Source organism: Mesorhizobium sp. WSM4820 (genome assembly GCF_055811075.1).
This window is the reverse complement of record NZ_JBVVQN010000008.1, coordinates 72,507-94,749: the sequence shown is the minus strand read 5'-3', so window position 1 is coordinate 94,749 and position 22,243 is coordinate 72,507. Positions and strand designations below refer to the sequence as shown.

Annotated in this window: 20 protein-coding genes; 12 read left to right on the top strand and 8 right to left on the bottom strand. The window is 62.6% G+C overall.

All coding sequences use genetic code 11. From position 1 onward, the window contains the following. Positions 1-166: 166 nt before the first annotated feature. The 3 genes from AC0L2R_RS14890 (at position 167) to AC0L2R_RS14880 (ending at position 3,896) form a co-directional block, all read left to right on the top strand. Positions 167-2,317, top strand: coding sequence for a S9 family peptidase (locus tag AC0L2R_RS14890; RefSeq protein WP_473509874.1), 2,151 nt, complete (start codon positions 167-169; stop codon positions 2,315-2,317). Positions 2,318-2,453: 136 nt separating this feature from the next. Then, positions 2,454-2,843, top strand: coding sequence for an SET domain-containing protein (locus AC0L2R_RS14885; RefSeq protein ID WP_091590843.1), 390 nt, complete (start codon positions 2,454-2,456; stop codon positions 2,841-2,843). A gap of 204 nt (positions 2,844-3,047) precedes the next feature. Then, positions 3,048-3,896: an LON peptidase substrate-binding domain-containing protein gene (locus AC0L2R_RS14880; protein ID WP_473509871.1), complete on the top strand. Its 849-nt coding sequence runs from the start codon at positions 3,048-3,050 to the stop codon at positions 3,894-3,896. Between the two features lie 10 nt (positions 3,897-3,906). Here AC0L2R_RS14880 and AC0L2R_RS14875 read toward each other — a convergent pair whose 3' ends face one another. From AC0L2R_RS14875 to AC0L2R_RS14860, 4 genes are all read right to left on the bottom strand, one after another. Next, entirely contained in the window at positions 3,907-4,854 is a 948-nt protein-coding gene (locus tag AC0L2R_RS14875) for a cytochrome c (protein WP_473509870.1), read from the bottom strand. A 9-nt stretch (positions 4,855-4,863) separates the two neighbouring features. Beyond that, positions 4,864-5,307 carry a c-type cytochrome gene (locus tag AC0L2R_RS14870; protein ID WP_091590353.1) on the bottom strand — a complete coding sequence of 148 codons (444 nt, stop codon included), beginning with the start codon at positions 5,305-5,307 and terminating at the stop codon, positions 4,864-4,866. Between the two features lie 198 nt (positions 5,308-5,505). Continuing rightward, the gene (locus AC0L2R_RS14865; protein ID WP_292545469.1) at positions 5,506-6,102 is read right to left on the bottom strand and encodes a superoxide dismutase; all 597 of its coding nucleotides are present in this window, start codon (positions 6,100-6,102) and stop codon (positions 5,506-5,508) included. A gap of 107 nt (positions 6,103-6,209) precedes the next feature. Further along, positions 6,210-7,088, bottom strand: coding sequence for a branched-chain amino acid aminotransferase (locus AC0L2R_RS14860; protein WP_473509868.1), 879 nt, complete (start codon positions 7,086-7,088; stop codon positions 6,210-6,212). Positions 7,089-7,245: 157 nt separating this feature from the next. On the opposite strand from AC0L2R_RS14860, the gene AC0L2R_RS14855 reads away from it, so the two are divergent. Further along, positions 7,246-7,908, top strand: a complete 663-nt coding sequence (locus AC0L2R_RS14855) for a haloacid dehalogenase type II (RefSeq protein ID WP_023800845.1) — start codon at positions 7,246-7,248, stop codon at positions 7,906-7,908. A 263-nt stretch (positions 7,909-8,171) separates the two neighbouring features. Beyond that, positions 8,172-8,996 carry a L,D-transpeptidase gene (locus AC0L2R_RS14850; RefSeq protein WP_473509866.1) on the top strand — a complete coding sequence of 275 codons (825 nt, stop codon included), beginning with the start codon at positions 8,172-8,174 and terminating at the stop codon, positions 8,994-8,996. A gap of 119 nt (positions 8,997-9,115) precedes the next feature. Here AC0L2R_RS14850 and AC0L2R_RS14845 read toward each other — a convergent pair whose 3' ends face one another. Beyond that, the gene (locus AC0L2R_RS14845; RefSeq protein ID WP_473509864.1) at positions 9,116-10,663 is read right to left on the bottom strand and encodes a helicase HerA-like C-terminal domain-containing protein; all 1,548 of its coding nucleotides are present in this window, start codon (positions 10,661-10,663) and stop codon (positions 9,116-9,118) included. A gap of 257 nt (positions 10,664-10,920) precedes the next feature. On the opposite strand from AC0L2R_RS14845, the gene AC0L2R_RS14840 reads away from it, so the two are divergent. From AC0L2R_RS14840 to AC0L2R_RS14825, 4 genes are all read left to right on the top strand, one after another. Then, entirely contained in the window at positions 10,921-12,360 is a 1,440-nt protein-coding gene (locus AC0L2R_RS14840; RefSeq protein ID WP_473509862.1) for a methylmalonyl-CoA mutase subunit beta, read from the top strand. Continuing rightward, complete coding sequence (scpA, locus tag AC0L2R_RS14835; protein WP_473509860.1) at positions 12,357-14,480, top strand: methylmalonyl-CoA mutase; 2,124 nt, start codon at positions 12,357-12,359, stop codon at positions 14,478-14,480. The genes AC0L2R_RS14840 and scpA overlap by 4 nt, the downstream gene beginning before the upstream one ends. Before the next feature lie 71 nt (positions 14,481-14,551). Beyond that, positions 14,552-14,773: an AbrB/MazE/SpoVT family DNA-binding domain-containing protein gene (locus AC0L2R_RS14830; protein ID WP_023800850.1), complete on the top strand. Its 222-nt coding sequence runs from the start codon at positions 14,552-14,554 to the stop codon at positions 14,771-14,773. Next, positions 14,770-15,159: a type II toxin-antitoxin system death-on-curing family toxin gene (locus AC0L2R_RS14825; RefSeq protein WP_473509858.1), complete on the top strand. Its 390-nt coding sequence runs from the start codon at positions 14,770-14,772 to the stop codon at positions 15,157-15,159. Before AC0L2R_RS14830 ends, AC0L2R_RS14825 begins: the two co-directional genes overlap by 4 nt. A gap of 122 nt (positions 15,160-15,281) precedes the next feature. Here AC0L2R_RS14825 and AC0L2R_RS14820 read toward each other — a convergent pair whose 3' ends face one another. From AC0L2R_RS14820 to AC0L2R_RS14810, 3 genes are all read right to left on the bottom strand, one after another. Beyond that, positions 15,282-15,755, bottom strand: a complete 474-nt coding sequence (locus tag AC0L2R_RS14820) for a GreA/GreB family elongation factor (RefSeq protein WP_473509856.1) — start codon at positions 15,753-15,755, stop codon at positions 15,282-15,284. A 168-nt stretch (positions 15,756-15,923) separates the two neighbouring features. After that, positions 15,924-16,928 carry an asparaginase gene (locus AC0L2R_RS14815; RefSeq protein ID WP_473509854.1) on the bottom strand — a complete coding sequence of 335 codons (1,005 nt, stop codon included), beginning with the start codon at positions 16,926-16,928 and terminating at the stop codon, positions 15,924-15,926. Between the two features lie 129 nt (positions 16,929-17,057). Continuing rightward, positions 17,058-18,224 carry an acetyl-CoA acetyltransferase gene (locus AC0L2R_RS14810; RefSeq protein ID WP_473509852.1) on the bottom strand — a complete coding sequence of 389 codons (1,167 nt, stop codon included), beginning with the start codon at positions 18,222-18,224 and terminating at the stop codon, positions 17,058-17,060. A gap of 225 nt (positions 18,225-18,449) precedes the next feature. Here AC0L2R_RS14810 and betI point away from each other — a divergent pair, with 225 nt between their 5' ends. The 3 genes from betI to betA are packed head-to-tail and all read left to right on the top strand — an operon-like array spanning position 18,450 to position 22,227. Beyond that, entirely contained in the window at positions 18,450-19,040 is a 591-nt protein-coding gene (betI, locus tag AC0L2R_RS14805) for a choline-binding transcriptional repressor BetI (RefSeq protein ID WP_091590338.1), read from the top strand. Next, a complete protein-coding gene (gene betC / locus AC0L2R_RS14800; RefSeq protein WP_473509850.1) occupies positions 19,037-20,566 on the top strand; it encodes a choline-sulfatase in 1,530 nt (509 codons plus the stop codon). The genes betI and betC overlap by 4 nt, the downstream gene beginning before the upstream one ends. Further along, positions 20,566-22,227: a choline dehydrogenase gene (gene betA / locus AC0L2R_RS14795; RefSeq protein WP_473509848.1), complete on the top strand. Its 1,662-nt coding sequence runs from the start codon at positions 20,566-20,568 to the stop codon at positions 22,225-22,227. The genes betC and betA overlap by 1 nt, the downstream gene beginning before the upstream one ends. Positions 22,228-22,243 lie beyond the last annotated feature (16 nt).

Below are 22,243 nucleotides of genomic sequence, written 5' to 3'. Positions count from 1 at the left end.
TGTCGAAGCGACGGCGAAAGTCGCAGCAGCGTGAAAACGGAACTTCATTTTTCCCTCTCCTCCGGCTCATCTTCTGGAGCCCGGCGCAAACATATACTCCGGCTCTTGAACCTGCGCTGATCGGCGTGTTCATTCTCCATACAAGTAACTTCCACAGCGAGACGCAATGACCCGAACCCCAGCATTTCCAACTGCCAGCCCGCCGCAACCAGAGAAGCGGCCGGTCTTCGATGTGCACCATGGAGTGACGCGGACGGACGACTATGCCTGGCTGAGAGCCGACAACTGGCAAGAGATGTTCAGGGATCCGTCGCTGCTCGACGCGCAGATCCGCGCCCATCTCAAAGCCGAGAACGCCTATCAGGCAGCGCTCATGGCCGAGACCGCCCAGGTGCGGAAGCAGCTTTTCAAGGAGATGAAGGGCCGCATCAAGGAGGACGATTCGTCCGTGCCGATGAAGGATGGGCCGTACGCCTATGGGTCATCTTTCAAGCTTGGCGGCGAGCAGCCGCGTTATTTCCGCACGCCGCGCGAGGGCGGCGACCAAGAGATCCTGCTCGACGGCGATCTCGAGGCCGAAGGCAAGGCCTATTTCCGCCTCGGCGGCGTCGACCATTCGACCGATCACGCCAAGCTTCTGTGGGCCTTCGACGACAAGGGTTCCGAATTCTACACGCTTCGCGTCCGCGATCTCGCCGACGGCAACGATCTGGCCGACAGGATTCCAGATACCGGTGGCGGCGGCGTGTGGGATGCGGGAAATGATGGATTTTTCTACACCCGCCTCGATGCCAACCACCGTCCTTCCAAGGTGCTGTTCCATGCCCTTGGCGACAGTCCTGAGAACGACCGGCTGATCTACGAAGAAACCGATCCGGGCTTCTTCATGAATGTCGGCGGCACACGCTCCAACGAATGGATCATGGTTGGCATCAACGACCACGAGACCTCGGAATATCGCATCATGAGCGCCAGCGAGCCGTTCGCCGAACCGAAGCTGGTTGCGCCGCGCGAAACCGGCCTGCAATACGACCTCGAAGAAGGCGGCGATGTCTTCTTCATTCTCACCAATGCCGACGGCGCCAAGGATTTCAAGATCATGACTGCGCCGGCAAGCGACCCGGTGCGCGCCAACTGGCAGGAGCTGGTGCCGCACGAAGCGGGCCGGCTGATCCTTTCGGTAATCGGTTTCAAGGACCACATGGTCAGGCTTGAACGCAAGGAAGGCCTGCCGCGCATCGTCGTGCATGACCGCAACAGCGGCGAGGAACACCTCATCTCCTTCGACGAGGAAGCCTTCTCGCTCGGCCTGTCGGGATCCTATGAATACGATACCGAGATCATGCGCTTTTCCTACTCGTCCATGACAACGCCGGCGCAGGTCTTCGACTACAACATGCGGACCCGCGAGCGCGTGCTGCTGAAGACCCAGGAAGTTCCGTCCGGCCACGACCCGGACGACTACGTGACGCGGCGGCTGATGGCGCCCGCAGCCGACGGCGAACTGGTGCCGGTCTCGCTCATCCACCATCGCGACACGCCGCTCGACGGATCAGCGCCTTGCCTGCTTTACGGCTACGGCTCCTACGGCATCACGGTCCCGGCCGCCTTTAACACCAATTTGTTATCGCTGGTCGACCGCGGCTTCGTCTACGCGATTGCCCATGTCCGCGGCGGCAAGGACAAGGGCTATGGCTGGTACGACGACGGCAAGCGGGCGCACAAGATGAACACGTTCACCGATTTCATCGCGGTCGCCCACCACCTCGTCGCAGAGCGCTACACCGCCCATGATCGCATTGTCGCACAGGGTGGCTCGGCCGGCGGCCTGCTGATGGGCGCCGTCGCGAATATGGCGCCGGAATGCTTCGGCGGTATTGTCGCCGAGGTTCCGTTCGTCGACGTGCTCACCACCATGCTCGACGCGACCTTGCCGCTGACGCCGCCGGAATGGCCCGAATGGGGCAACCCGATCGCCTCGGAGGAGGACTACCGAACGATTGCCGCCTACTCGCCCTATGACAATGTCGCCGCGCTCGACTATCCGCCGATCCTGGCGCTTGCCGGCCTCACCGACCCGCGTGTCACCTATTGGGAGCCGGCCAAGTGGGTGGCGCGGCTGCGCGACCGCAAGACCGGCGACAATCCGGTGCTGTTCAAGATCAATATGGACTCCGGTCATGCCGGCGCATCCGGCCGGTTTTCCAGGCTCGAGGAAATCGCCTTCACCTATGCGTTTGCGCTGAAGGTGGCGGGCAAGGCCGACCTTGCCACCACAGCGCCGCCGACTCTGTTGGACGCACAGACGGCGCTGTAGGAGCTTGATCTTGCGCACCACGGGTCAGGCCATGTCGATTTTCCGCTCGCAATTGCCATAGCTGCGCGCTAGCCAAATGCGCGGCTTCTCGCAGCCGCGCCACCCAAAAATCATTCAGTCACGGCAAGGGTCCGCAATGTTGCTCGTCGACGTCTATCTCGACAAATCGCCCATCCAGGGCATCGGTGTCTTTGCCAAGAACCACATTCCCCGCGGCACACTGGTCTGGAAGCTCCATCCCAATTACGACCGGCGCATCCCTGTCGAGGTCTATGAGCGCGAAACCGGGCCGGTCAGAGCCTATCTCGATCGCTATTCCTATCCCGATCGGCGCGACCCGAACTTCGTCGTCTTCGAAGCCGACGACGCCCGCTTCATGAACCATGCCGATGACCCGAATTGCGACGTCGCCTCGCCCGACGAGACTTATGCACTGCGCGACATCGCGCCCGGCGAGGAAATGACCTGCAACTACAATCATTTCTTTGAAACCGGCTTCGATTTCCTCGGCGACCGCCACCTGTAAATCGGGAGCGTGGAATGCAGCGCGGGCAGGATTGACAACAACGGACCTTCAGCGCACCTTCCAAACAGGTGGATACAACCTGCTGCTTGCGCCCTCCCGGGTAAGGTGAATGTATCGAGCCACTTCAGGCTCCCTTTGCCCGAACGAACGGGTCAGTAACGCAAGCTCTGACGTCTTCCGTTCTTCGAAGCAAAGAATGATTCCATGCGCGATTTCCGCGATGCAAAAGCCATGGCGCAAACGCTGTCCGAAGCGCTGAGCGCCAAATCCGTTTCGCTGTCCCACAGCGAAAGCCTCGAGCTCATTGCTAGGGTCCTCGGCTTGCGCGACTGGAACGTATTGGCTGCAAGGATTCAGGCGAGCCAACCAGTCGGAGCTGGGCCCAGAAACCTGGCGCCCGAGGCCAGCCCGCCCCCGTCCTCCGGCGCGGATCTGCCGATTTTTCCAATGCGGGATTTCGTGCTCTTTCCGCAAATGACTGTTCCGGTCTTCGTGGGCCGCGACAAAACGCGGCGCGCTGTGGAGCACGCGATGGCAGGCGACCGCCGCGTTCTTGTGGTCGCACAGAGGCACGCGACCGACGAGGATCCCGGCAACCTTGCTTCTCTCTATCCGGTGGGTGTCACGGCTAGCGTGATAAACTGCCAGACGCAGGTGGATGGGGTACTTAAGGTCTCGGTCTCCGGCCTCCAGCGAGCCGCGATCCTTCACCTGGTCAACGCCGACTTTCTGGCGGCGGAGGTCGCGCCGGTCGAAGAGCAGCGTCGCCAATCGGCGGAGGCGGTAGCACGTTCGAGCGCGGTTCTCGATACATATCAGAGCTATGCCAACATCGATTTTTCCTCGCTTCCACGAAGGCCCAAGGCGCGACTCGGCCTGCCCTCCATCGGCGATCCCGGTGTCCTAGCCGATACGCTCGCGCCGCTGCTGTCGATCAGTATCGAACAGAAGCAGCAGCTTCTGGAAACCAGCGATGTCGTCGCCCGGCTTGAAAAGATCCTCGACCTGATGAAGGCTGGCCGGCCTGAGAATGGGCCAGAACCAGCCGGCTGACGGATGCTAACTAATTCGCCGGCTTGCGTGGGGGATAGCCGTTGGGGTGCGGCGGGACGGCCTTCAGATAGGCCGCGATCGCCGCCCGGTCCTCGGGCGTCAGCTCGGCCATGTTTCTCTGCACGTCGACCATGGCGCCACTGACGGAATCGAAATCCGGGGTGAAGCCGGTTTCCAGAAAGTAGGCTATGTCGGCCTCCGACCAGTCACCGAGCCCGCCTTCGCCCGAAGTGATGTTCGGCACGATGCCGCTGCCTTCGGCAGCCGCGGCCCCCGCCAGCCACTCGCTCTTCCTGGTGCCGCCAGCAAAATCGCGCGGCGTGTGGCATTCGCCGCAATGGCCGGGCCCTTCGACCAGGTAACGGCCGGCCATCACCGGATCCGGCGTGCCATCGGGGAAGGAGACCACCGGCTGGTCTCTCAAATAGAGACGTTTCCACAGCCCGATGCCGCGACGGATGTTGAACGGGAACCCCAGTGAATTGGGCGGCGCCTTGCCCGCCACCGCCGGAAGCGTTTTCAGGAAGGCATGGAGATCGGCTATGTCGGCCGGCTTCATGCGTGCGTAGGATGCATAGGGAAACGCCGGATAGAAGTGCTCGCCGCTCGGCGACACGCCCTTCAGCATGGCGTTGGCGAGGTCTTCGACCGACCAGCCGCCGATACCGTCCGAGGTATCCTGCGAGATGTTCGGTGGCACGAAGATGCCGAACGGCGTCTTGAGTTCGAGACCGCCGGCCAGTTGAAGGCGGGCGTCGCCTTGCGAGCCTGGCTTCGCATGACAGGACGTGCAGCCGCCGGCATAAAAAATGCGCTTGCCCCTGGCGGCATCGCCGGGGCCGAGCTGCGCCAGGGCCTCGCTGTCGAGCCTGACCGGCGCCGACAGGAACCAGCCGGCAACCGCGCCGGCGACGCCCAGAACGAGGGCGGCGCCGACGAGTTTTTTCAGCAGGCGCATCGCCCGCTATCAGCCCTTCTTAATCCTGTATGTCTTGTGGCAGGTGCCGCAATCGCCGCCTATGGTGTTGAACCCCGCCTTGAAGGCATCGACGTCGGCAGGAGCGGCGGCCGCCGCAGCCTTGACGTCGGCGAGATATTTTTCTTCCACCGCCTTGAAGCCGGCCATATCGTCCCAGATTTTTGGGGCAGCTGTGGTGTCGCCGGTGTCGCTGCCAGCCGGGAAAAGAGTGTCGACGTTTGCATGGAACTTCTCGGCGTTTGCCTCCAGCGCCTTCAACGCCGCCAGCACGGCCGCTGCGTCATAAGGGGTCTCGCCCTTGACGACTTTCGACAATTGGCCGGCGATCTTTCCACGTTCCTTCATAATGGCCTGCCGCTCCTGGATCGGATCGGCAAACGCCGCCGAACCGGCGAAGGCGAGCATCGAGATGGCGAGGATAAGCTTTCTCATTCAACTGGCTCCATGGTGAAGATGTTTCGGGTGAAGGTCCGACTGATCCATAACGGCAAAACTGGCTTGAAAATTCCGGAAATTCGCCTCACGCTTGTGTAAATTTTTCGCGACGGTCGTTGGAAAAGGGCGGCCGATCATTTGGCACATAGAGAAAAGCCCCGGTTTTGCCGGGGCTCTTCTGCAACTCAGTCAGGCCTACGCCTTTTCGTAGAGCTCGAGGACATGGTCCCAGTTGATGAGATTGTCGACGAAGGCTTCGAGATATTTCGGCCGGGCGTTGCGATAGTCGATGTAATAGGAGTGCTCCCAGACATCGACACCCAGGATCGGGGTCGCGCCATGGACCAGCGGGTTCTCGCCGTTCGGGGTCTTCGAGATCGCCAGCTTGCCGTCCTTGACCGAAACCCAGGCCCAGCCCGAACCGAACTGGGTGGTGCCGGCGGCTATGAAATCGGCCTTGAACTTGTCGTAACCGCCAAGATCGCTGTCAAACGCCTTTTGCAGCGCGCCCGGCAATTTGTTGCCGCCGCCGCCCTTCTTCATCCACTGCCAGAAGTGGATGTGATTGTAGTGCTGGCCGGCATTGTTGAAGAGCCCGGGGTTCTTGCCGAAGGATTGTTTCACAACCTCTTCGACCGACAAATCGCCGAGCCCGGCTTCGGCAGCCAGCTTGTTGCCGTTGTCGACATAAGCCTTGTGGTGCTTGTCGTGGTGATACTCCAGCGTCTCCTTCGACATGTAAGGCTGCAATGCCTCGTAGTCATAGGGCAAGGCGGGCAATTCAAAAGCCATCGGTCGTACTCCTCGTGGAAAAAATCCGGTGTCGATACCGGACTAACATAGGTCTGGATTGGTGTGGAGCAACTCCGGAACGAAGCGCCGGTTCGCTTTTTAGCCAGTCAGCCGGCCGAAGTCGAATGCGCCCACTCCCAATAGAGTTCGCGCGCCTTTTTCGCTACGGGCCCGGGCTGGAGACTGCGATCCTCGATGCGGGTGACCGGCACGACTTTCGAGTGGTTTCCGGTCGAGAATATCTCGTCGGCTTCGAGGAATTCGCGCACCGACAGCGCCTTTTCGATGGTCTTGAAGCCATACTCGTCAAGCAGCGTCATCGTCCGCGAGCGGGTGATGCCGAACAGGAACGTGCCATTCGGCGCCGGCGTCAGGACATGGCCATCCTTGACCAGGAAAATGTTCGAGGTTCCGGTCTCGGCGACATTGCCCAGCATGTCGAGCACCAGCGCGTTGTCGAAGCCGCGCATCTTGGCTTCGAGGATGGCACGACCGTTGTTGGGATAAAGGCAGCCGGCCTTGGCGTTGGTCGGCATGGTCTCGATGGTCGGGCGCCGGAACGGCGAGACGGTGACCGAAAAGCCCGACGGCGGGATCATCGGCGATTCGTAGAGGCAAAGGCAGAACCGGGTCGAGGCCGGATCGGCCGGCACGCCCATATAGCCACCATGCTCGGCCCAGTACATCGGCCTTATGTAGACCGCCGTCTTGCCGTCGAACTTCTTCAGCCCGTCCCAGGTCAGCCCGACGATCTTTTCGGCGCTCATGGATGGTTTGAGACCAAGCGCGATCGCCGAGGCGTTCACCCTCGCGGCGTGGCGGTCGAGGTCGGGGGCGACGCCCTCGAACCAGCGGGCGCCATCGAACACGCTGGTGCCGAGCCACATGGCATGGCTGCGCGGCCCCAGAATGGCGACGTTGCCTTCATACCAGTCGCCATCCACGAAGGTCCATGTCGCGGATTGCGCCGCAGCCGCCAGTGTCATCGCTTGATTCCGCGTTTCAGAGCTGTCCTGTCTCGCCATTGGAAGATGCTTTGGCGTCTGCCGTCAACTGATTTGGCTGAGATTTGTTAAGGCCAGCGGCATGCGAAATTGCAATCCGTGCTTGCGCCCGGCCTTGCCTCGCCGCAAAACTGTTACCATGCAACATGCGGCTTACGTTTTCGACGCTTACGGAACGCTGTTCGACGTGCACGCAGCCGTCCGCCGTCATGCCGACCAGATCGGACCGGACGGCCAGCTCCTGTCGGAGATCTGGCGCGCCAAACAACTGGAATATTCCTGGGTGAGGACGCTGATGGGCGCCTACGCCGATTTCTGGCAACTCACCGAACAGGCGCTGGATTTCGCCTTGCGAAAGGTTCCCTCCGCGGACAAGGGACTGAGGGCCAAGCTGCTCGACGCCTATTGGCGGCTGGACTGCTATCCGGAGGTGCCGGCCGTGCTCAAGGCGCTCAAAGCATCTGGCGCCAAGCTGGCGATCCTATCCAACGGCTCGCCTGAAATGCTGGAAGCGGCGGTCAAATCGGCCGCGCTCGACCAGGTTCTGGACGACATCTATTCCGTCGAGGCCGTCAAGCGCTTCAAGGCCGATCCGTCGGTCTACGACATGGTCACGACAGGCTGGCGTCTCTATCCGGGTGCGGTGTCGTTTCAGTCATCCAACCGCTGGGACGTCGCCGGCGCCACCAAATTCGGGTTCCGGACAGTCTGGATCAACCGCTCCGACCAGCCCGAGGAATACCGGGACTTTCCGCCGGCCTTGATCCTGCCCTCGCTCGAAGGCCTGCTCGCCGCAGGATGACACATGAGCCCAAATCGGAATCGATTTTTGGAAAGGATCATAGGCAAAATAAAACTGCGACAGCGTTCTTTGCTGACGCGCGGCGCTGCGGGCCTGTTGCCTCGGCGCAACAGGGGCTGAACCGTCACAGCTTTGCCTTTGTTTGTTCACCCTCAGGCCAGAATCGGAACCGCCTATCGCGCCAGGCATTGGTAGGGCTGGCGCGCCGTACTGATTGGCGTATTCATGTTCTGTTTCGATATGAGACTTAAAAAAAGGCAACGATGTTCACAACCGAAATCGACTCCTATCGCCTGAGCCGTCGCGGCTTTCTCAACGCCGCTGCGCTCGGCGCCGCCTCGATTGCGGTTTCCGCCTGCACCACGACGGCAGGCCGGCCTGTCGAGCCGCCGCCGCCAGCCAATGTCGAGCCGCCGCTCATGGACTATGCAACAATGTACGGTCCGGTCAGCGACAATGGGTTCGAGCTGCCGGGCATACCCTACGAGAAAATCGACGAGCAATTTCTGCGTCAAATCGTTCCCGATCCGACCGGCCAAGCGCCCGGCACCATCGTCGTCGATACGGCCGGCCACCACCTCTATCTCGTGCGTCCGGGCGGACAAGCCATTCGTTATGGGGTCGGGCTGGGTCGCGCAGGTTTCGAATGGTCTGGCGATGCCGTCGTCCAGTGGAAGCAGAAGTGGCCGAAATGGACGCCGCCGGCCGAAATGATCGCCCGCCAGCCCGAGTACGCAAAATACAGCGCCGAGAATGGCGGCATGCCCGGCGGGCTCACCAATCCGCTCGGAGCGCGGGCGCTGTATCTTTTCGAGGGCAACGAGGACACGCTGTACCGCCTGCACGGCTCGCCGGAGTGGTTTTCCATAGGCAAATCAGTGTCATCTGGCTGCGTTCGCTTGATAAATCAGGACATTATCGATCTTTATGACCGTGTGCCCAACAAGACGCCGGTGATCGTTACCTCCGGTGTCGGTCAGGAACTGGTTGCCACGGCAGACCGCAAAGCCATTCCAATCGATGCGGGCGTCCCGGAAGGATCGATCCTGCTCGGCCCGGCAAGGGCGATCTCGGAACCGATCTTCTGAGCTGGTCGAAGGCGCTGGAGCGGCGGACTTTCGGCGCCGCGAATTTCCGGTCCGATGCTTTTCGACGAGCATCGGATTCTCGCAAAACCGGTGCCCGTTTTGGGTCCGATGCGGTGCTTTCAGCGCCGCCCCCTGGCCAGGCTGCCGAGGATGCCGCGCACGATCGCCCGTCCAACCGACGTGCCGACCGAGCGAACCACCGATTTGATCGCCGCCTCCGCCACCGTCTGGCGATTGGACGCTCGCGGCGCCGGTGCTCGCCTGCCGCCGGTGGGCTGGGGGGCGGGATCATCATTGCCGAAGCCTGGAATGGTCCAGCGCGAGCCGCCGCTCTCCTGCTGCTGTGCCTCCGCGTCCAACGCATCCTTGGCTTTTTTCTGCAGCATCTCGAAAGCCGATTCGCGATCGACGGTCTGATCGTACTGCCCCGCAACCGGGCTCTCGGTGATCAGCGTGCGGCGCTCGTCAGGCGTGATCGGGCCAAGTCGCGACGACGGCGGGCGAACCAGCGTCCGCTGGACCATGGACGGAACACCTTTGGCTTCCAGCGTCGAGATCAGCGCCTCGCCGGTGCCGAGCTGCGTGATCACGGTAGCACAGTCGAAGTCGGGATTGGGCCTGAACGTCTCGGCGGCGGTCCTCACGGCCTTCTGCTCCCTTGGCGTGTAGGCGCGCAGGGCGTGCTGCACCCGGTTGCCGAGCTGGGCCAGAACGGTCTCGGGGATATCCAGCGGATTCTGGGTGACGAAGTAGACGCCGACGCCCTTCGAACGGATCAGGCGGACCACCTGTTCGACGCGGTCGATCAGCACTTTCGGCGCGTCGTCGAACAGAAGGTGCGCCTCGTCGAAGAAAAAGACCAGCTTTGGCTTGTCGGGATCGCCGACTTCGGGCAGCTCCTCGAACAGTTCCGACATCAGCCACAACAGGAATGTCGCATAGAGCCGGGGATTCATCATCAGCTTGTCGGCGGCCAGCACGCTGATCGCGCCGCGCCCGTCGCGGGTGGTGCGCATGATGTCGGCGATCCGCAATGCCGGCTCGCCGAAGAAATTCGTCGCGCCCTGCTGCTCCAGAACCAGCAGCGTGCGCTGGATTGCGCCAACCGAAGGTTTCGTCACATTGCCGTAGCGAGCGCCGATTTCTTCGGCGCGTTCGGCGATGTTGGCAAGAAGCGCTTGCAGGTCCTTCAGGTCCAGCAGCAACAAGCCTTCCTCGTCGGCGATGCGGAAGGCGATGTTCATGATGCCTTCCTGCGCCTCGGACAGGTTCATAAGCCGCGACAGCAGCAGCGGCCCCATTTCAGAGACGGTGGCGCGGATCGGATGGCCCTGCTCGCCGAAAAGATCCCAGAATATGACCGGAAATTCCTGGAAATCATAGGGATCGAGCTTGACCTGCTCGGCGCGCTTGACCAGAAAATCCTGTGCCGCGCCCATCATGGCGATACCGGACAGGTCGCCCTTGATGTCGGCGCAGAAGACCGGCACGCCGGCATTGGAGAAACCTTCCGCCAAAATCTGCAAGCTCACGGTCTTGCCGGTGCCGGTCGCGCCGGTGACCAGGCCATGACGATTGCCATACTGAAGCAGCAGGTTTTCGGCGCGCTGGTAGCTGTCATCAGGCTTTCGGCTGGCTCCGATGAAAATACTGGTGTCGTCAGCCATGTGTCGGGTCTCCGCAACCTGAAGTGTTGAATGCCCTGATCTATTGAAAGTAGCGGGGCTCGCCGCAGGTATAATGACGCCATTGCGCAGCGACAATGGCCATGGTCGAAAATGGGTTTTGGAGCTTGCGGATTTTGCGCATGTTTGGCAATCGGTTGACGGTTCACCCTCGCAGGGCGCGTGTTGCATTGTGATATGCGACGGGGAACCGTAGACTGACGTTCCAGGCCTATCGGCCGAGAAGACGAGGAGAGCGGATGGCCGGTGCCTTGAACCACGATGCCGAACTTCCGAACCCTGACCGGCAGCGGTGGCTGGCCCTTGCGGAAAAAGCCCTGGCCGGCGGATCCTTCGAGGAAAAACTCGTATCCCATACGGACGATGGCATCCGCATCGAACCGCTTTATGATCGTTCGGTCACCGCAGAGCCTCTCCCACGGGCAAACCCCGGATCGCCGTGGATCGTCAGCCAGCGTATCGACGATCCGGATGTCGGCCGCGCCAAAGCCCAGGCCCTGGAGGACGTCGCACAGGGCGCCACCGGATTGTCGCTTGTCTTCGAAGGCGCGCCGAATGCGTTCGGCTACGGCCTGCCGAGGACTGCCGACGCGCTGGAGACCGTGCTGGACGGCGTGCCGCTCAACCGCATCCAGGTCCGCATCGACGCGCATCCCTGGAGCCGCGCCGTGGCCGACTGGCTGGTTGCGTTCTTGAGCAAGCGCCGGTCAGACCCGGCAAAGCTCAACCTGTCCTTCGGCATCGACCCGGCGGCGATCTTTGCCGGAACCGGCCGGTTGCGGACGTCGATCGAGGCCTTGCAGGCGTCGATGCCGCAGTCCCTGGCGCACTTTTTCTCGATGGGCGTGCCCGGGGTCCTGCTGGAGGCAGACGGACGCGTCTTCCACAATGCCGGTGCCACCGAAGCGCAGGAGCTGGGCACCATGATGGCTTCGGCGGTCTCCTATCTCCGGATGTTCGAGGAGGCGCGCCAGCCGCTTGTCTATGCGGCGCCCCATATCGGCTTTGCGCTGAGCGTCGACCAGGACCAGTTCGTATCGATGGCCAAGGTCAGGGCCCTGCGCAGGCTGTGGGCGCGGGTCCAGGAGGCATGCTCGATCTCCGCCGCCACCGCCAACATCCATGCCGAGACATCGTTCCGCATGATGACTTCGGCGGACCCGGAGACGAACATCCTGCGCACCACGATCGCCGCTTTTGCCGCGGCAGCCGGCGGGGCGGACTCGGTCTCCATCCTGCCTCATACGATCGCGCATGGCCTGCCGGCGGGCTTTGCCCGCCGTGTTGCCCGCAATACGCAACTGATCATGGCCAACGAAAGCCATATCGATCATGTCGCCGACCCTGCTTGCGGTTCGGGCGCCGTTGAAGCGCTGACTGGCGAACTCGGTGAAGCTGCGTGGGAAGAATTCCAGCGGATCGAGGCGGAAGGCGGCGTGCTGTCCAGCCTGCAGCAAGGACACATCCAGAAACGGGTTCTGGCGGCCGCCGCCCGCCGCAAAGCTGCCTATCAGGCGGGCGAGCGGGCCATCATCGGCACGACGCTTCACCCGTCGAAGACCGAACGTCCGGTCGAAACCCTGGCGGCGGAGCGGCGGCCCGCGGTCACCGAGGGCGTCGCGGTGTGCGAGCCGCTGTTTCCGATCCGTATCGATCAATCGATCGGAGCAGCATCATGATCCCCGATTTCAGCCAGATCGGCTGGTCGGCGCCGCGCCGGGCGCCGATCGAGGTCAAGGGCCAGCGGATGACCCCGGAAGGACTGGCCATCAAGCATCTATACAACCAGGGCGACCTCAAGGGGTTGCCGCATCTCGACACCTATCCGGGCCTGCCGCCATTCGTGCGCGGCCCCTACCCGACCATGTATGTCCAGCAGCCGTGGACGATCAGGCAATATGCCGGCTTCTCGACGGCGGAAGAGTCGAACGCCTTTTACCGGCGCAACCTCGCGGCCGGCCAAAAGGGACTGTCGGTCGCTTTCGACCTTGCCACGCATCGCGGCTACGACAGCGATCATCCGCGCGTTGCCGGTGATGTCGGCATGGCAGGCGTCGCCATCGATTCCATCCTCGACATGCGCCAGCTCTTCGACGGCATCCCGCTTGACGAGATGACGGTGTCGATGACCATGAACGGCGCGGTGCTGCCGATCATGGCGCTCTACATCGTCGCCGCGGAAGAACAGGGCGTTGCGCAAAAGGACCTCGCCGGGACCATTCAGAACGACATTCTGAAAGAGTTCATGGTGCGCAACACCTACATCTATCCGCCAAAACCTTCGATGCGGATCGTGTCGGACATCTTCTCCTATACGTCGCAGCACATGCCGAAGTTCAATTCGATTTCGATCTCCGGCTATCACATGCAGGAGGCAGGGGCGACCGCCGACCTCGAGCTCGCCTACACCATCGCCGATGGAATCGAATATGCCCGCGCCGGTGTCGCGGCGGGTCTCGATATCGACCGTTTTGCGCCGCGCCTGTCCTTCTTCTGGGCGATCGGCATGAACTTCTTCATGGAGGTCGCCAAGCTGAGGGCAGCCCGCCTTTTGTGGTCGACCCTGATGCTGAAGAACTTCTCGCCGAAGGACGAGCGCTCGCTGTCGCTGCGCACCCATTGCCAGACTTCGGGCTGGTCGCTAACGGCGCAGGACTCTTACAACAACATCATTCGCACCATGATCGAGGCGATGGCGGCGACGCAGGGTCATACACAATCGCTGCACACCAACGCCTTCGACGAGGCGATGGCGCTGCCGACCGACCATTCGGCCCGCATCGCCCGCAACACGCAGCTCATCCTGCAAAAGGAATCCGGCTCCACCCGCATCATCGACCCGTGGGGCGGCTCTGCCTATCTCGAACGGCTGACGCATGACCTGGCGGCGCGCGCGCTTGCCCATATCGAAGAGGTCGAGAGCCTGGGCGGCATGGCCGCCGCAACCGAAAAAAACATACCGAAGCTGCGCATCGAAGAGGCCGCCGCGCGCACGCAGGCGCGGATCGATTCCGGCGAGCAGATCCTGGTCGGCGTCAACGCCCATCGTCCCGAGACGGATATCAAAGTCGACGTGCTGAAGATCGACAACGCCGAAGTCAGGGCCCGGCAATTGTCGAAACTGCAGCGGCTGAAAGGCACGCGCGACGTCGGCGCCGTCGAGAGCGCACTGAGTGCGCTGAGCCGGGCTGCGGAGAGCGGCGAAAATCTGCTGGAGTTCGCCATTCGCGCCGCACGCGCCAACGCCACGGTCGGCGAGATTTCACTGGCGCTGGAAAAGGTTTTTGGCCGCCATGTCGCCTCCGTCCAGACGATCTCCGGCGTCTATCGCAAGGCGCTCGGCGACAATCCGGCGGTCGATCGGCTGCAGGATAAGATCGTCGCGTTCGAGGAGAAGTCCGGCGGCAAGCCACGCATTCTCGTCGCCAAGATGGGACAGGATGGCCACGATCGCGGCCAGAAAGTGATCGCCACCGCCTTTGCCGACCTAGGCTTCGACGTCACCGTCGGGCCGATGTTCCAGACGCCGGACGAGATCGCCAGGCTTGGCGTCGAGCACGACGTGCATATCATTGGCGCCTCGTCGCTGGCCGCGGGTCATTTGACGCTCATTCCCGAACTCAGGGACGCGCTGAAGAAGCTTGGCCGCGACGATATGCTGATCGTCGCCGGCGGCGTCATCCCGCCGCAAGATCATGAGGCGGTACGGCAGGCGGGTGCTGTGGAAATCTTCCCGCCAGGCACCGTCATCCCGGAAGCGGCGGAGCGGCTGATGGATAGGCTGCTGCAGGCCGGCTGAACTTGTTATAATCCATGTTGCAACGACCGACAATTTGAGTTATAATTGGCGTTGCAACAAGGGTTGAATCCATGAACACGACCATTCGCAAAATCGGCAATTCCGAAGGCGTGATCCTGCCCAAGGAAATTCTCGATCACCTGAATCTGAAGGCCGGCGATCAGCTTGAGATCGTCGAAACGAGCAAGGGCATCGCCCTTCGGCCAGTGGACGACAGCTTCGAGCGGCAGATGGAAGCCGCTCGCCAAGTCATGGACAAATACAAAGTCGCGCTTCAGAAGCTCGCCGAATGAGCTGGGAGTTCCTGAGCCGGCGTGCGGTCGAAGCCATGCACGCCGAGCAGTTGCGTCGGCACGGCGGCGCGCACGGTTTGAGAGATGAGAATGCCCTCGAACCGGCGCTCGCCCGAGCCGAGAACAAGGCCAACTATGGTGATCCATCGATCGAGGATCTGGCCGCGGCCTATATCTTCGGCATCGCCAGAAATCACGCCTTTGTCGACGGCAACAAGCGCACGGCCATCGTCGCCGCCGGCGCGTTCCTGATTGTCAACGGCTATGTGCTGATGGCCGACAACGGCACGATCTATGAGTTAGTCATGGGCGTTGCCGCCGGCGAAATCGACGAGGCGGGTGCTGCGGCGTTCTTCCGCGACCATGTCGTCAAGGTCGAGGGCTAATGTGCGTCGCGTTCGGGATGGATTCCCGCGACGCGCTTTAAGTTCTCGTTTTTATGCAGTCGCTATCGCAAAACCGCTGCGCACCCTAGGGTCAGGCCCGCATGCTTTTGGGGCGACATGCATTAGCTGTCGGAGAGCTTCACAATCTCCCACTCCCTGCCGTTCACCACGGCAATTTCGCCGACCTTCTTGCCGAACAAGGCCAAGGCCATCGGTGAAACATGGGAAATCGTCCCCTTGGCCGGATCGGCCTCATCCTCGCCGACAATCCTCCAGTGCACCTTCCTGCCGTCATCGCCTTCCAGCGTGACGCCCATGCCGAAGCGAACCAGGTCGCTGCCCGGTTCCGGCACGGAAAGCTCGGCGCTTTCACGCCGCGCGGTCCAGTAGCGCAGGTCGCGCGAGATGAGCGCGATGCGCTCGCGGTCGGCCCTCTTTTCCGCTCTGCCCAGATCGTCGCGCAGGGCAGCCAGTTCGGCGTCGATCAGCGCCAGGCCGCGTTGCGTCACCAGATTGCGAAGGTGGCTGATCGGCCGCTCGCCGATGCCAGCGATGGCATTTTCGCTATCTTCTTCGCGCGTGAAGGCTCTGCTCATCAGTCGAGCTTATGCCTCGCGTGGCGACTCCACAAGCTATTGCCGGAAAACCGGATCTGCCGATCCGGCGTGACACGATTCCTGCGGCGCGACGGCAGGACGCTGGGAATTTGTGTGGCTTTGCGCAACTGACCGTCGGACGCAATCATGCGAGCTGAATGCCCGTTCTCAGTCCAGCGCAGCAGTAGGGCGGAGTGAGCCGACCTTGGCGCCGATCCGGCTTTCTATGGGCGGATGTGCCTCTTCGGTCAGTATCGCCGCCAGCGCCTTGTCGGCGTGCAAAAACCTGGCCAGCACGGCCGCGACCGCGACTTCAGCGGCGCGGCCGGCGCCATCGTCGCATTTCAGCGCAATGCCAAGGCCAAGCTCGGGAAGTGCCGCGCAATAGACGCCTTCGGCCCCTCCCTTCACAAAAATCCGGCCTGACGCGGCCTGCATCAGCGCAACATCAGCCCTGCCCGTGCCGGCGACCAGAAATGGCTCGGCCATGCAGGCGGAAAGCAGCCGCTTTGCGGCCTTGGCGCGCACGGGTTCAAAGCCGGCACCGGTCGCCATGCGGGCAAAGCCGAGGGCGAAGCTGCGCAGCGGCACGGCATAGGTCGGGATCGAGCAGCCGTCGGTGCCGCAATGATCGACATCATGGGCGGCACCGGTCACCGCTTGCATCGCATCGCGCACCATCTCCTGCGAGGCATGGCCGGATTTGACGTAGCCGCGATGGGCGACGCCGGCGTGGACGCAGGTGCAGAGGAAGCCCGCATGCTTGCCGGAACAATTGTTGTGCAGCGCGTTTGGCAAATTGCCGTTGCTGGCCAGCGCAACGGTCGCGTGATGGCTGGACGGCCAATGCGCGCCGCATTCCAGTGCCGCCACGTCCAGCCCGGCCTTGGTCAGCATCGCCCGCGCCAGTTCGACATGCGCCGGCTCGCCGGAATGCGAAGCGCAGGCCAGCGCCAGTTCGCGGTCGCCGAAACCGTACGCATCGGCGGCGCCGCTTTCGACCAGCGGCAGCGCCTGGATCGCCTTGACCGCCGAGCGCGGGAACACCGGGCGAGCCGTATCGCCGATTTCCCAGACCGGCTTGCCATCGGCATCGAAGACCGCAATGGCGCCACGATGCGCGCTCTCGACCACGGTGCCGCGCAAAACTTCGACCAGAACCGGATTTGTCATGAATTCCCCGCTAACGCACGACCTCGAAAATCGGATTCGATTTTCGAAAAGGATCCTGCGTAAAATCAAAGTGTTACAGCGTCCTTTGCGCGCCCGGAAGGGCGCGCGGCGCTGTAATGCGAGCGGTTTTTATCTGATCCGATCGAGAATGGAAACATAGTTGGCGACCGCGGCACCGCCCATATTGAAGATGCCGCCGAGCTTTGCTCCCGGCACCTGGATGCCGCCGGCCTCGCCGACGAGCTGCATGGCGCTCAGCACATGCATCGACACGCCGGTGGCGCCGATCGGATGGCCCTTGGCCTTCAGCCCGCCTGACGGATTGACCGGCAGCCGGCCGTCCTTCGCCGTCTCGCCGTCCAGCGCCAGTTTTGCGCCCTCGCCCGGTTTGGCCAGGCCCATCGCCTCATATTCGATCAGCTCGGCGATGGTGAAGCAGTCATGCGTCTCGACGAAGGACAGGTCGTCGAGCGTCACGCCAGCCTTGTTCAGCGCCTGATTCCAGGCCTGCTCGCAACCCTCGAATGCCAGGATGTCACGCTTCGACATCGGCAGAAAATCCTGCACGTGCTCATTGGCGCGGAAAGCGACGGCGCGGCGCATCTTCAATGCCGTCGCCGTGTCGGCAAGCACCAGCGCGGCGGCGCCGTCCGACACCAGCGAGCAGTCGGTACGCTTCAGGGGACCGGCGACGAAGGGGTTCTTCTCGCTCTCGTGCCGGCAGAACTCATAGCCGAAATCCTTGCGCATCTGCGCGTAGGGATTGTCGACGCCGTTCCTGTGGTTCTTGGCGGCAATCATCGCCAGCGCGTCCGACTGGTCGCCATAGCGTTGGAAATAGGCTTGCGCGATCTGGCCGAAAACGCCGGCGAAGCCTGCCGGCGTGTCGCCCTCCTCGGGCAGATACGAGGCCTTGAGAAGATTCTTGCCGATTTCTGGACCTGATGTCGTCGTCATCTGCTCGGCGCCGACCACCAGCACGATACGCGCCGCATTGGCGTCGATGGCGCGGATGCCTTGCCTGACCGCCGCCGAGCCGGTGGCGCAGGCGTTCTCGACGCGCGTCGCCGGCTTGAAGCGCAGCCGGTCGTCGGCCTGCAGGACCAGGCTTGCGGTGAAATCCTGTGCGGAAAAGCCGGCATTGAAGTGGCCGAGCACGATCTCGTCGACCTCGTCCGGACCGATGCCGGCATGATCGAGCGCCCCGCTAGCCACCTTGGTGATCAGGCCCTCCATCGTCTCGCCTTCGAGCTTGCCGAAGCGCGAATGCGCCCAGCCGACGATGCATGCTGTCATGGTTATCTCCATCCCTGCGGGCCGGGCTACGCGATGTCGCGGCGCGCTATCAACATTGTTCAAGAATGAACCGTCCCAGCGACTTCGTAAAGGGGCCAGAACCACACAACGACTTGATCTTGATATCTGGTCACGGCAGCTGACATTTGCCACACAATCGCGTCGGATTTTTGTTGATTGATCCGTCAATAAAAAATAATCTTGCCGCAACGGACCGGAGCAAAGATGCCGAAAATCGGAATGGAGCCGCTGCGCCGCAGGGCGCTGATCGACGCGACGATCTCGGCGATCGGCGAGCGCGGTTCGCTTGATGTGACGATGTCGGAAATCGCCGGGCGCGCCGGGGTGTCCTCGGCGCTCGCCCATCACTATTTCGGCGCCAAGGACGAACTTTTGCTGGCGACGATGCGGCACATCCTGGCCGAGTTGACCGCCGACATGCGGCGCGCGCTTCGATCGGCCAGCACGCCACGCCAGCGCGTTTCGGCGGTGGTCGCGGTCAATTTCTCCGACGCCCAGTTCCAGCCGGAAACGATAGCCGCCTGGCTCGCCTTCTATGTCGAGGCGCAGAAATCGCCAGCGCTGCGCCGGCTGCTCAAGGTCTATGCGCGACGCCTGCATTCCAATCTGTTGAGCGGGCTGACTGGCATCCTGCCGAGAAGCGAAGCCGACCGTGTCGCCGAGGCGACAGCGGCGCTGATCGACGGGCTCTACATCAGGCGCGCGCTGAAGGACGGCGTGCCCAATGCCGCGACCGCGATCGCGCTGATCGAGGACTATCTCGAAACGAAACTCGGCCAGCGGAGCGCGCAGTGACGTCGAAGCGACCCAATTTTCTGATCGTCATGGTCGATCAACTCAACGGCACATTGTTCCCGGATGGGCCGGCGGACTTCCTGCATGCGCCGCATCTGAAGGCGCTGGCGGCTCGTTCGGCGCGCTTCAAGAACAATTACACCGCCTCGCCGCTCTGCGCGCCGGGCCGTGCGGCGTTCATGAGCGGCCAGTTGCCGTCGCGCACCGAGGTCTATGACAATGCCGCCGAATTCGCCTCGTCGATCCCGACCTATGCGCATCATCTGCGTACCGCCGGCTACCACACCTGCCTGTCCGGGAAGATGCATTTCGTCGGGCCGGATCAGTTGCATGGCTTCGAGGAGCGGCTGACCACTGACATTTATCCGGCCGATTTCGGTTGGACGCCGGATTATCGCAAGCCCGGCGAGCGGATCGACTGGTGGTATCACAATCTCGGTTCGGTGGCCGGCGCCGGTGTCGCCGAGATCACCAACCAGATGGAATATGACGACGAAGTCGCTTTTCACGCGGTGCAGAAGCTTTATGATTTCGCCCGCGTCTCGGACGATGCCGCGCGCCGGCCGTGGTGCCTGACCGTCTCCTTCACCCATCCGCACGACCCCTATGTCGCGCGCCGGCGCTACTGGGATCTCTACGAGGATTGCCCGGCGCTCGAGCCGGAAGTCGGCTTCATCCCCTATGACGAACAGGATCCGCATTCGCAGCGGCTTTACCGCGCCAGCGACTATGACAGTTTCGACATCACCGGCGAGCAGATCCGCCGCGCGCGGCGCGGCTATTTCGCCAGCATCTCCTATCTCGACGACAAGGTCGGCGAACTGCTGTCGGTGCTCGAGCGCACGCGAATGCTCGACGACACGATCATCCTGTTCTGCTCCGATCACGGCGACATGCTCGGCGAGCGCGGCCTGTGGTTCAAGATGTGCTTCTTCGAGGGCTCGGCGCGGGTGCCGCTGATGATCGCCGGAAAAGATATTTCGGCCATCCTGATCGACGCGCCGGTTTCCAATCTCGACGTCGTGCCGACGCTTTGCGACCTCGCCGGCATCGACATGAGCGCGATTGCGCCATGGACCGACGGCCAGTCGCTGCTGCCGCTGCTCGACGGCAAGACGCGCGCTGAACCTGTGCTGATGGAATATGCGGCCGAAGGCTCCAACGCGCCGATGGTGGCGATCCGCGAGGGCCGCTACAAATTCATCCATTGCGAGATCGATCCGCCGCAACTGTTTGATCTTGAATCGGATCCGCGGGAATTTACCAACCTCGCCGCTGACCCGGCGCACGCGGCTTTGGTGGCTTCTTTCACCGGCAAGGTCCAGGCGCGCTGGGACATGGCTGCCTTCGATGCCGCCGTGCGCGCCAGCCAGGCGCGCCGCTGGGTGGTCTATCCGGCGCTGCGCAACGGCACACATTACCCCTGGGAATTCCAGCCGCTGCAGAAGGCCTCGGAACGTTACATGCGCAACCACATGAACCTCGACCTGCTCGAAGAGCAGAAGCGCTTTCCACGAGGCGAATGATGACAGACGGTCTTGAGGCGGATTTCGTCATCATCGGCGCCGGCTCGGCCGGCTCGGCCATGGCCTACCGGCTGTCGGAGGATGGCAAATATTCGGTGATCGTCATCGAATTTGGCGGCAGCGACATCGGGCCGCTGATCCAGATGCCGTCGGCGCTGTCGATCCCGCTCAATATGAGCCTCTACGACTGGGGTTTTGCCAGCGAGCCGGAGCCGCATCTCGGCGGCCGTGTGCTGGCGACGCCGCGCGGCAAGGTCATCGGCGGCTCGTCCTCGATCAACGGCATGGTCTATGTACGCGGTCACGCCCGCGATTTCGACCATTGGGCAGAACAGGGCGCGGCTGGCTGGGGGTTTGCCGACGTGCTCCCCTACTTCAAGCGCATGGAGGACGCAAACGGCGGCGAGAATGGCTGGCGCGGCCACGGCGGCCCGCTGACCGTGCAGCGCGGCTCAAGGACGAATCCACTCTACGGCGCCTTCGTCGAGGCAGGCCGTCAGGCCGGCTTCGAGCTGACCGACGACTACAACGGCGCGAAGCAGGAAGGCTTTGGTCCGATGGAGCAGACCATTCGCGGCGGCCGCCGCTGGTCGGCGGCGAGTGCCTATCTCAGGCCGGCGCTGAGGCGGAAAAATGTAAGCCTGGTCAAGGGCTTCGCCCGACGGGTGATCATCGAGAATCAACGCGCCACCGGTGTTGAGATCGAAGTGCGCAGACGGATTCAGGTGATCAAGGCGCGACGAGAAGTGATCGTTGCCGCCTCCTCGATCAATTCGCCCAAGATCCTGATGCTGTCCGGCATCGGCCCGGCCCAACATCTGAGGGAATACGGCATTCCGGTGATCGCCGACCGGCCCGGCGTCGGCCGCAACCTGCAGGACCATATGGAACTCTACATCCAGCAGGAATCGACGCAGCCGATCACGCTGAATTCGGTGCTGAACCCGTTCTCCAAGGCGCTGATCGGCGCGCAATGGCTGTTCTTCAAATCGGGCCTCGGCGCAACCAACCATTTCGAGGCGGCCGCCTTCGTGCGCTCGCGCGCCGGCGTCGACTATCCCGACATCCAGTATCATTTCATCCCGGCGGCGGTCCGCTATGACGGCAAGGCGGCCGCGAAAGCGCACGGTTTCCAGGCGCATGTCGGGCCGATGCGATCGAAGTCGCGCGGTTCGGTCACGCTGCGCTCGCCCGATCCCGGATCGAAGCCGGTGATCCGCTTCAACTACATGTCGCATCCGGACGACTGGATCGAGTTCCGCCATTGCATCCGGCTGACGCGCGAGATCTTCGGCCAGTCGGCCTTCGACCCCTATCGCGGCAAGGAGATCTCGCCGGGCTCGCACGTGCAGTCGGACGACGATCTCGATGCCTTCATCCGCGATCACGCCGAAAGCGCCTACCACCCCTGCGGCACTTGCAAGATGGGCCGCAAGGATGATCGGATGAGCGTCGTCGATCCGGAATGCCATGTCATCGGCGTCGAAGGGCTGCGGATCGCCGATTCTTCGATCTTCCCGCGCGTCACCAACGGCAATCTGAACGCGCCGTCGATCATGACCGGCGAAAAGGCCGCCGACCACATTCTCGGCCGCACGCCGCTGGCGCCGTCCAACCAGGAACCATGGATCAATCCGCGCTGGCAGGTGTCGGATCGATAGAGCGACGTGCGTCCAT

Bases quoted from the DNA above. Each gene is read 5' to 3' on its own strand.
- AC0L2R_RS14890 (WP_473509874.1), top strand. From the start codon at position 167: ATGACCCGAACCCCAGCATTTCCAACTGCCAGCCCGCCGCAACCAGAG.
- AC0L2R_RS14885 (WP_091590843.1), top strand. From the start codon at position 2,454: ATGTTGCTCGTCGACGTCTATCTCGACAAATCGCCCATCCAGGGCATC.
- AC0L2R_RS14880 (WP_473509871.1), top strand. From the start codon at position 3,048: ATGCGCGATTTCCGCGATGCAAAAGCCATGGCGCAAACGCTGTCCGAA.
- AC0L2R_RS14875 (WP_473509870.1), bottom strand. From the start codon at position 4,854: ATGCGCCTGCTGAAAAAACTCGTCGGCGCCGCCCTCGTTCTGGGCGTC.
- AC0L2R_RS14870 (WP_091590353.1), bottom strand. From the start codon at position 5,307: ATGAGAAAGCTTATCCTCGCCATCTCGATGCTCGCCTTCGCCGGTTCG.
- AC0L2R_RS14865 (WP_292545469.1), bottom strand. From the start codon at position 6,102: ATGGCTTTTGAATTGCCCGCCTTGCCCTATGACTACGAGGCATTGCAG.
- AC0L2R_RS14860 (WP_473509868.1), bottom strand. From the start codon at position 7,088: ATGACACTGGCGGCTGCGGCGCAATCCGCGACATGGACCTTCGTGGAT.
- AC0L2R_RS14855 (WP_023800845.1), top strand. From the start codon at position 7,246: ATGCAACATGCGGCTTACGTTTTCGACGCTTACGGAACGCTGTTCGAC.
- AC0L2R_RS14850 (WP_473509866.1), top strand. From the start codon at position 8,172: ATGTTCACAACCGAAATCGACTCCTATCGCCTGAGCCGTCGCGGCTTT.
- AC0L2R_RS14845 (WP_473509864.1), bottom strand. From the start codon at position 10,663: ATGGCTGACGACACCAGTATTTTCATCGGAGCCAGCCGAAAGCCTGAT.
- AC0L2R_RS14840 (WP_473509862.1), top strand. From the start codon at position 10,921: ATGGCCGGTGCCTTGAACCACGATGCCGAACTTCCGAACCCTGACCGG.
- scpA (WP_473509860.1), top strand. From the start codon at position 12,357: ATGATCCCCGATTTCAGCCAGATCGGCTGGTCGGCGCCGCGCCGGGCG.
- AC0L2R_RS14830 (WP_023800850.1), top strand. From the start codon at position 14,552: ATGAACACGACCATTCGCAAAATCGGCAATTCCGAAGGCGTGATCCTG.
- AC0L2R_RS14825 (WP_473509858.1), top strand. From the start codon at position 14,770: ATGAGCTGGGAGTTCCTGAGCCGGCGTGCGGTCGAAGCCATGCACGCC.
- AC0L2R_RS14820 (WP_473509856.1), bottom strand. From the start codon at position 15,755: ATGAGCAGAGCCTTCACGCGCGAAGAAGATAGCGAAAATGCCATCGCT.
- AC0L2R_RS14815 (WP_473509854.1), bottom strand. From the start codon at position 16,928: ATGACAAATCCGGTTCTGGTCGAAGTTTTGCGCGGCACCGTGGTCGAG.
- AC0L2R_RS14810 (WP_473509852.1), bottom strand. From the start codon at position 18,224: ATGACAGCATGCATCGTCGGCTGGGCGCATTCGCGCTTCGGCAAGCTC.
- betI (WP_091590338.1), top strand. From the start codon at position 18,450: ATGCCGAAAATCGGAATGGAGCCGCTGCGCCGCAGGGCGCTGATCGAC.
- betA (WP_473509848.1), top strand. From the start codon at position 20,566: ATGACAGACGGTCTTGAGGCGGATTTCGTCATCATCGGCGCCGGCTCG.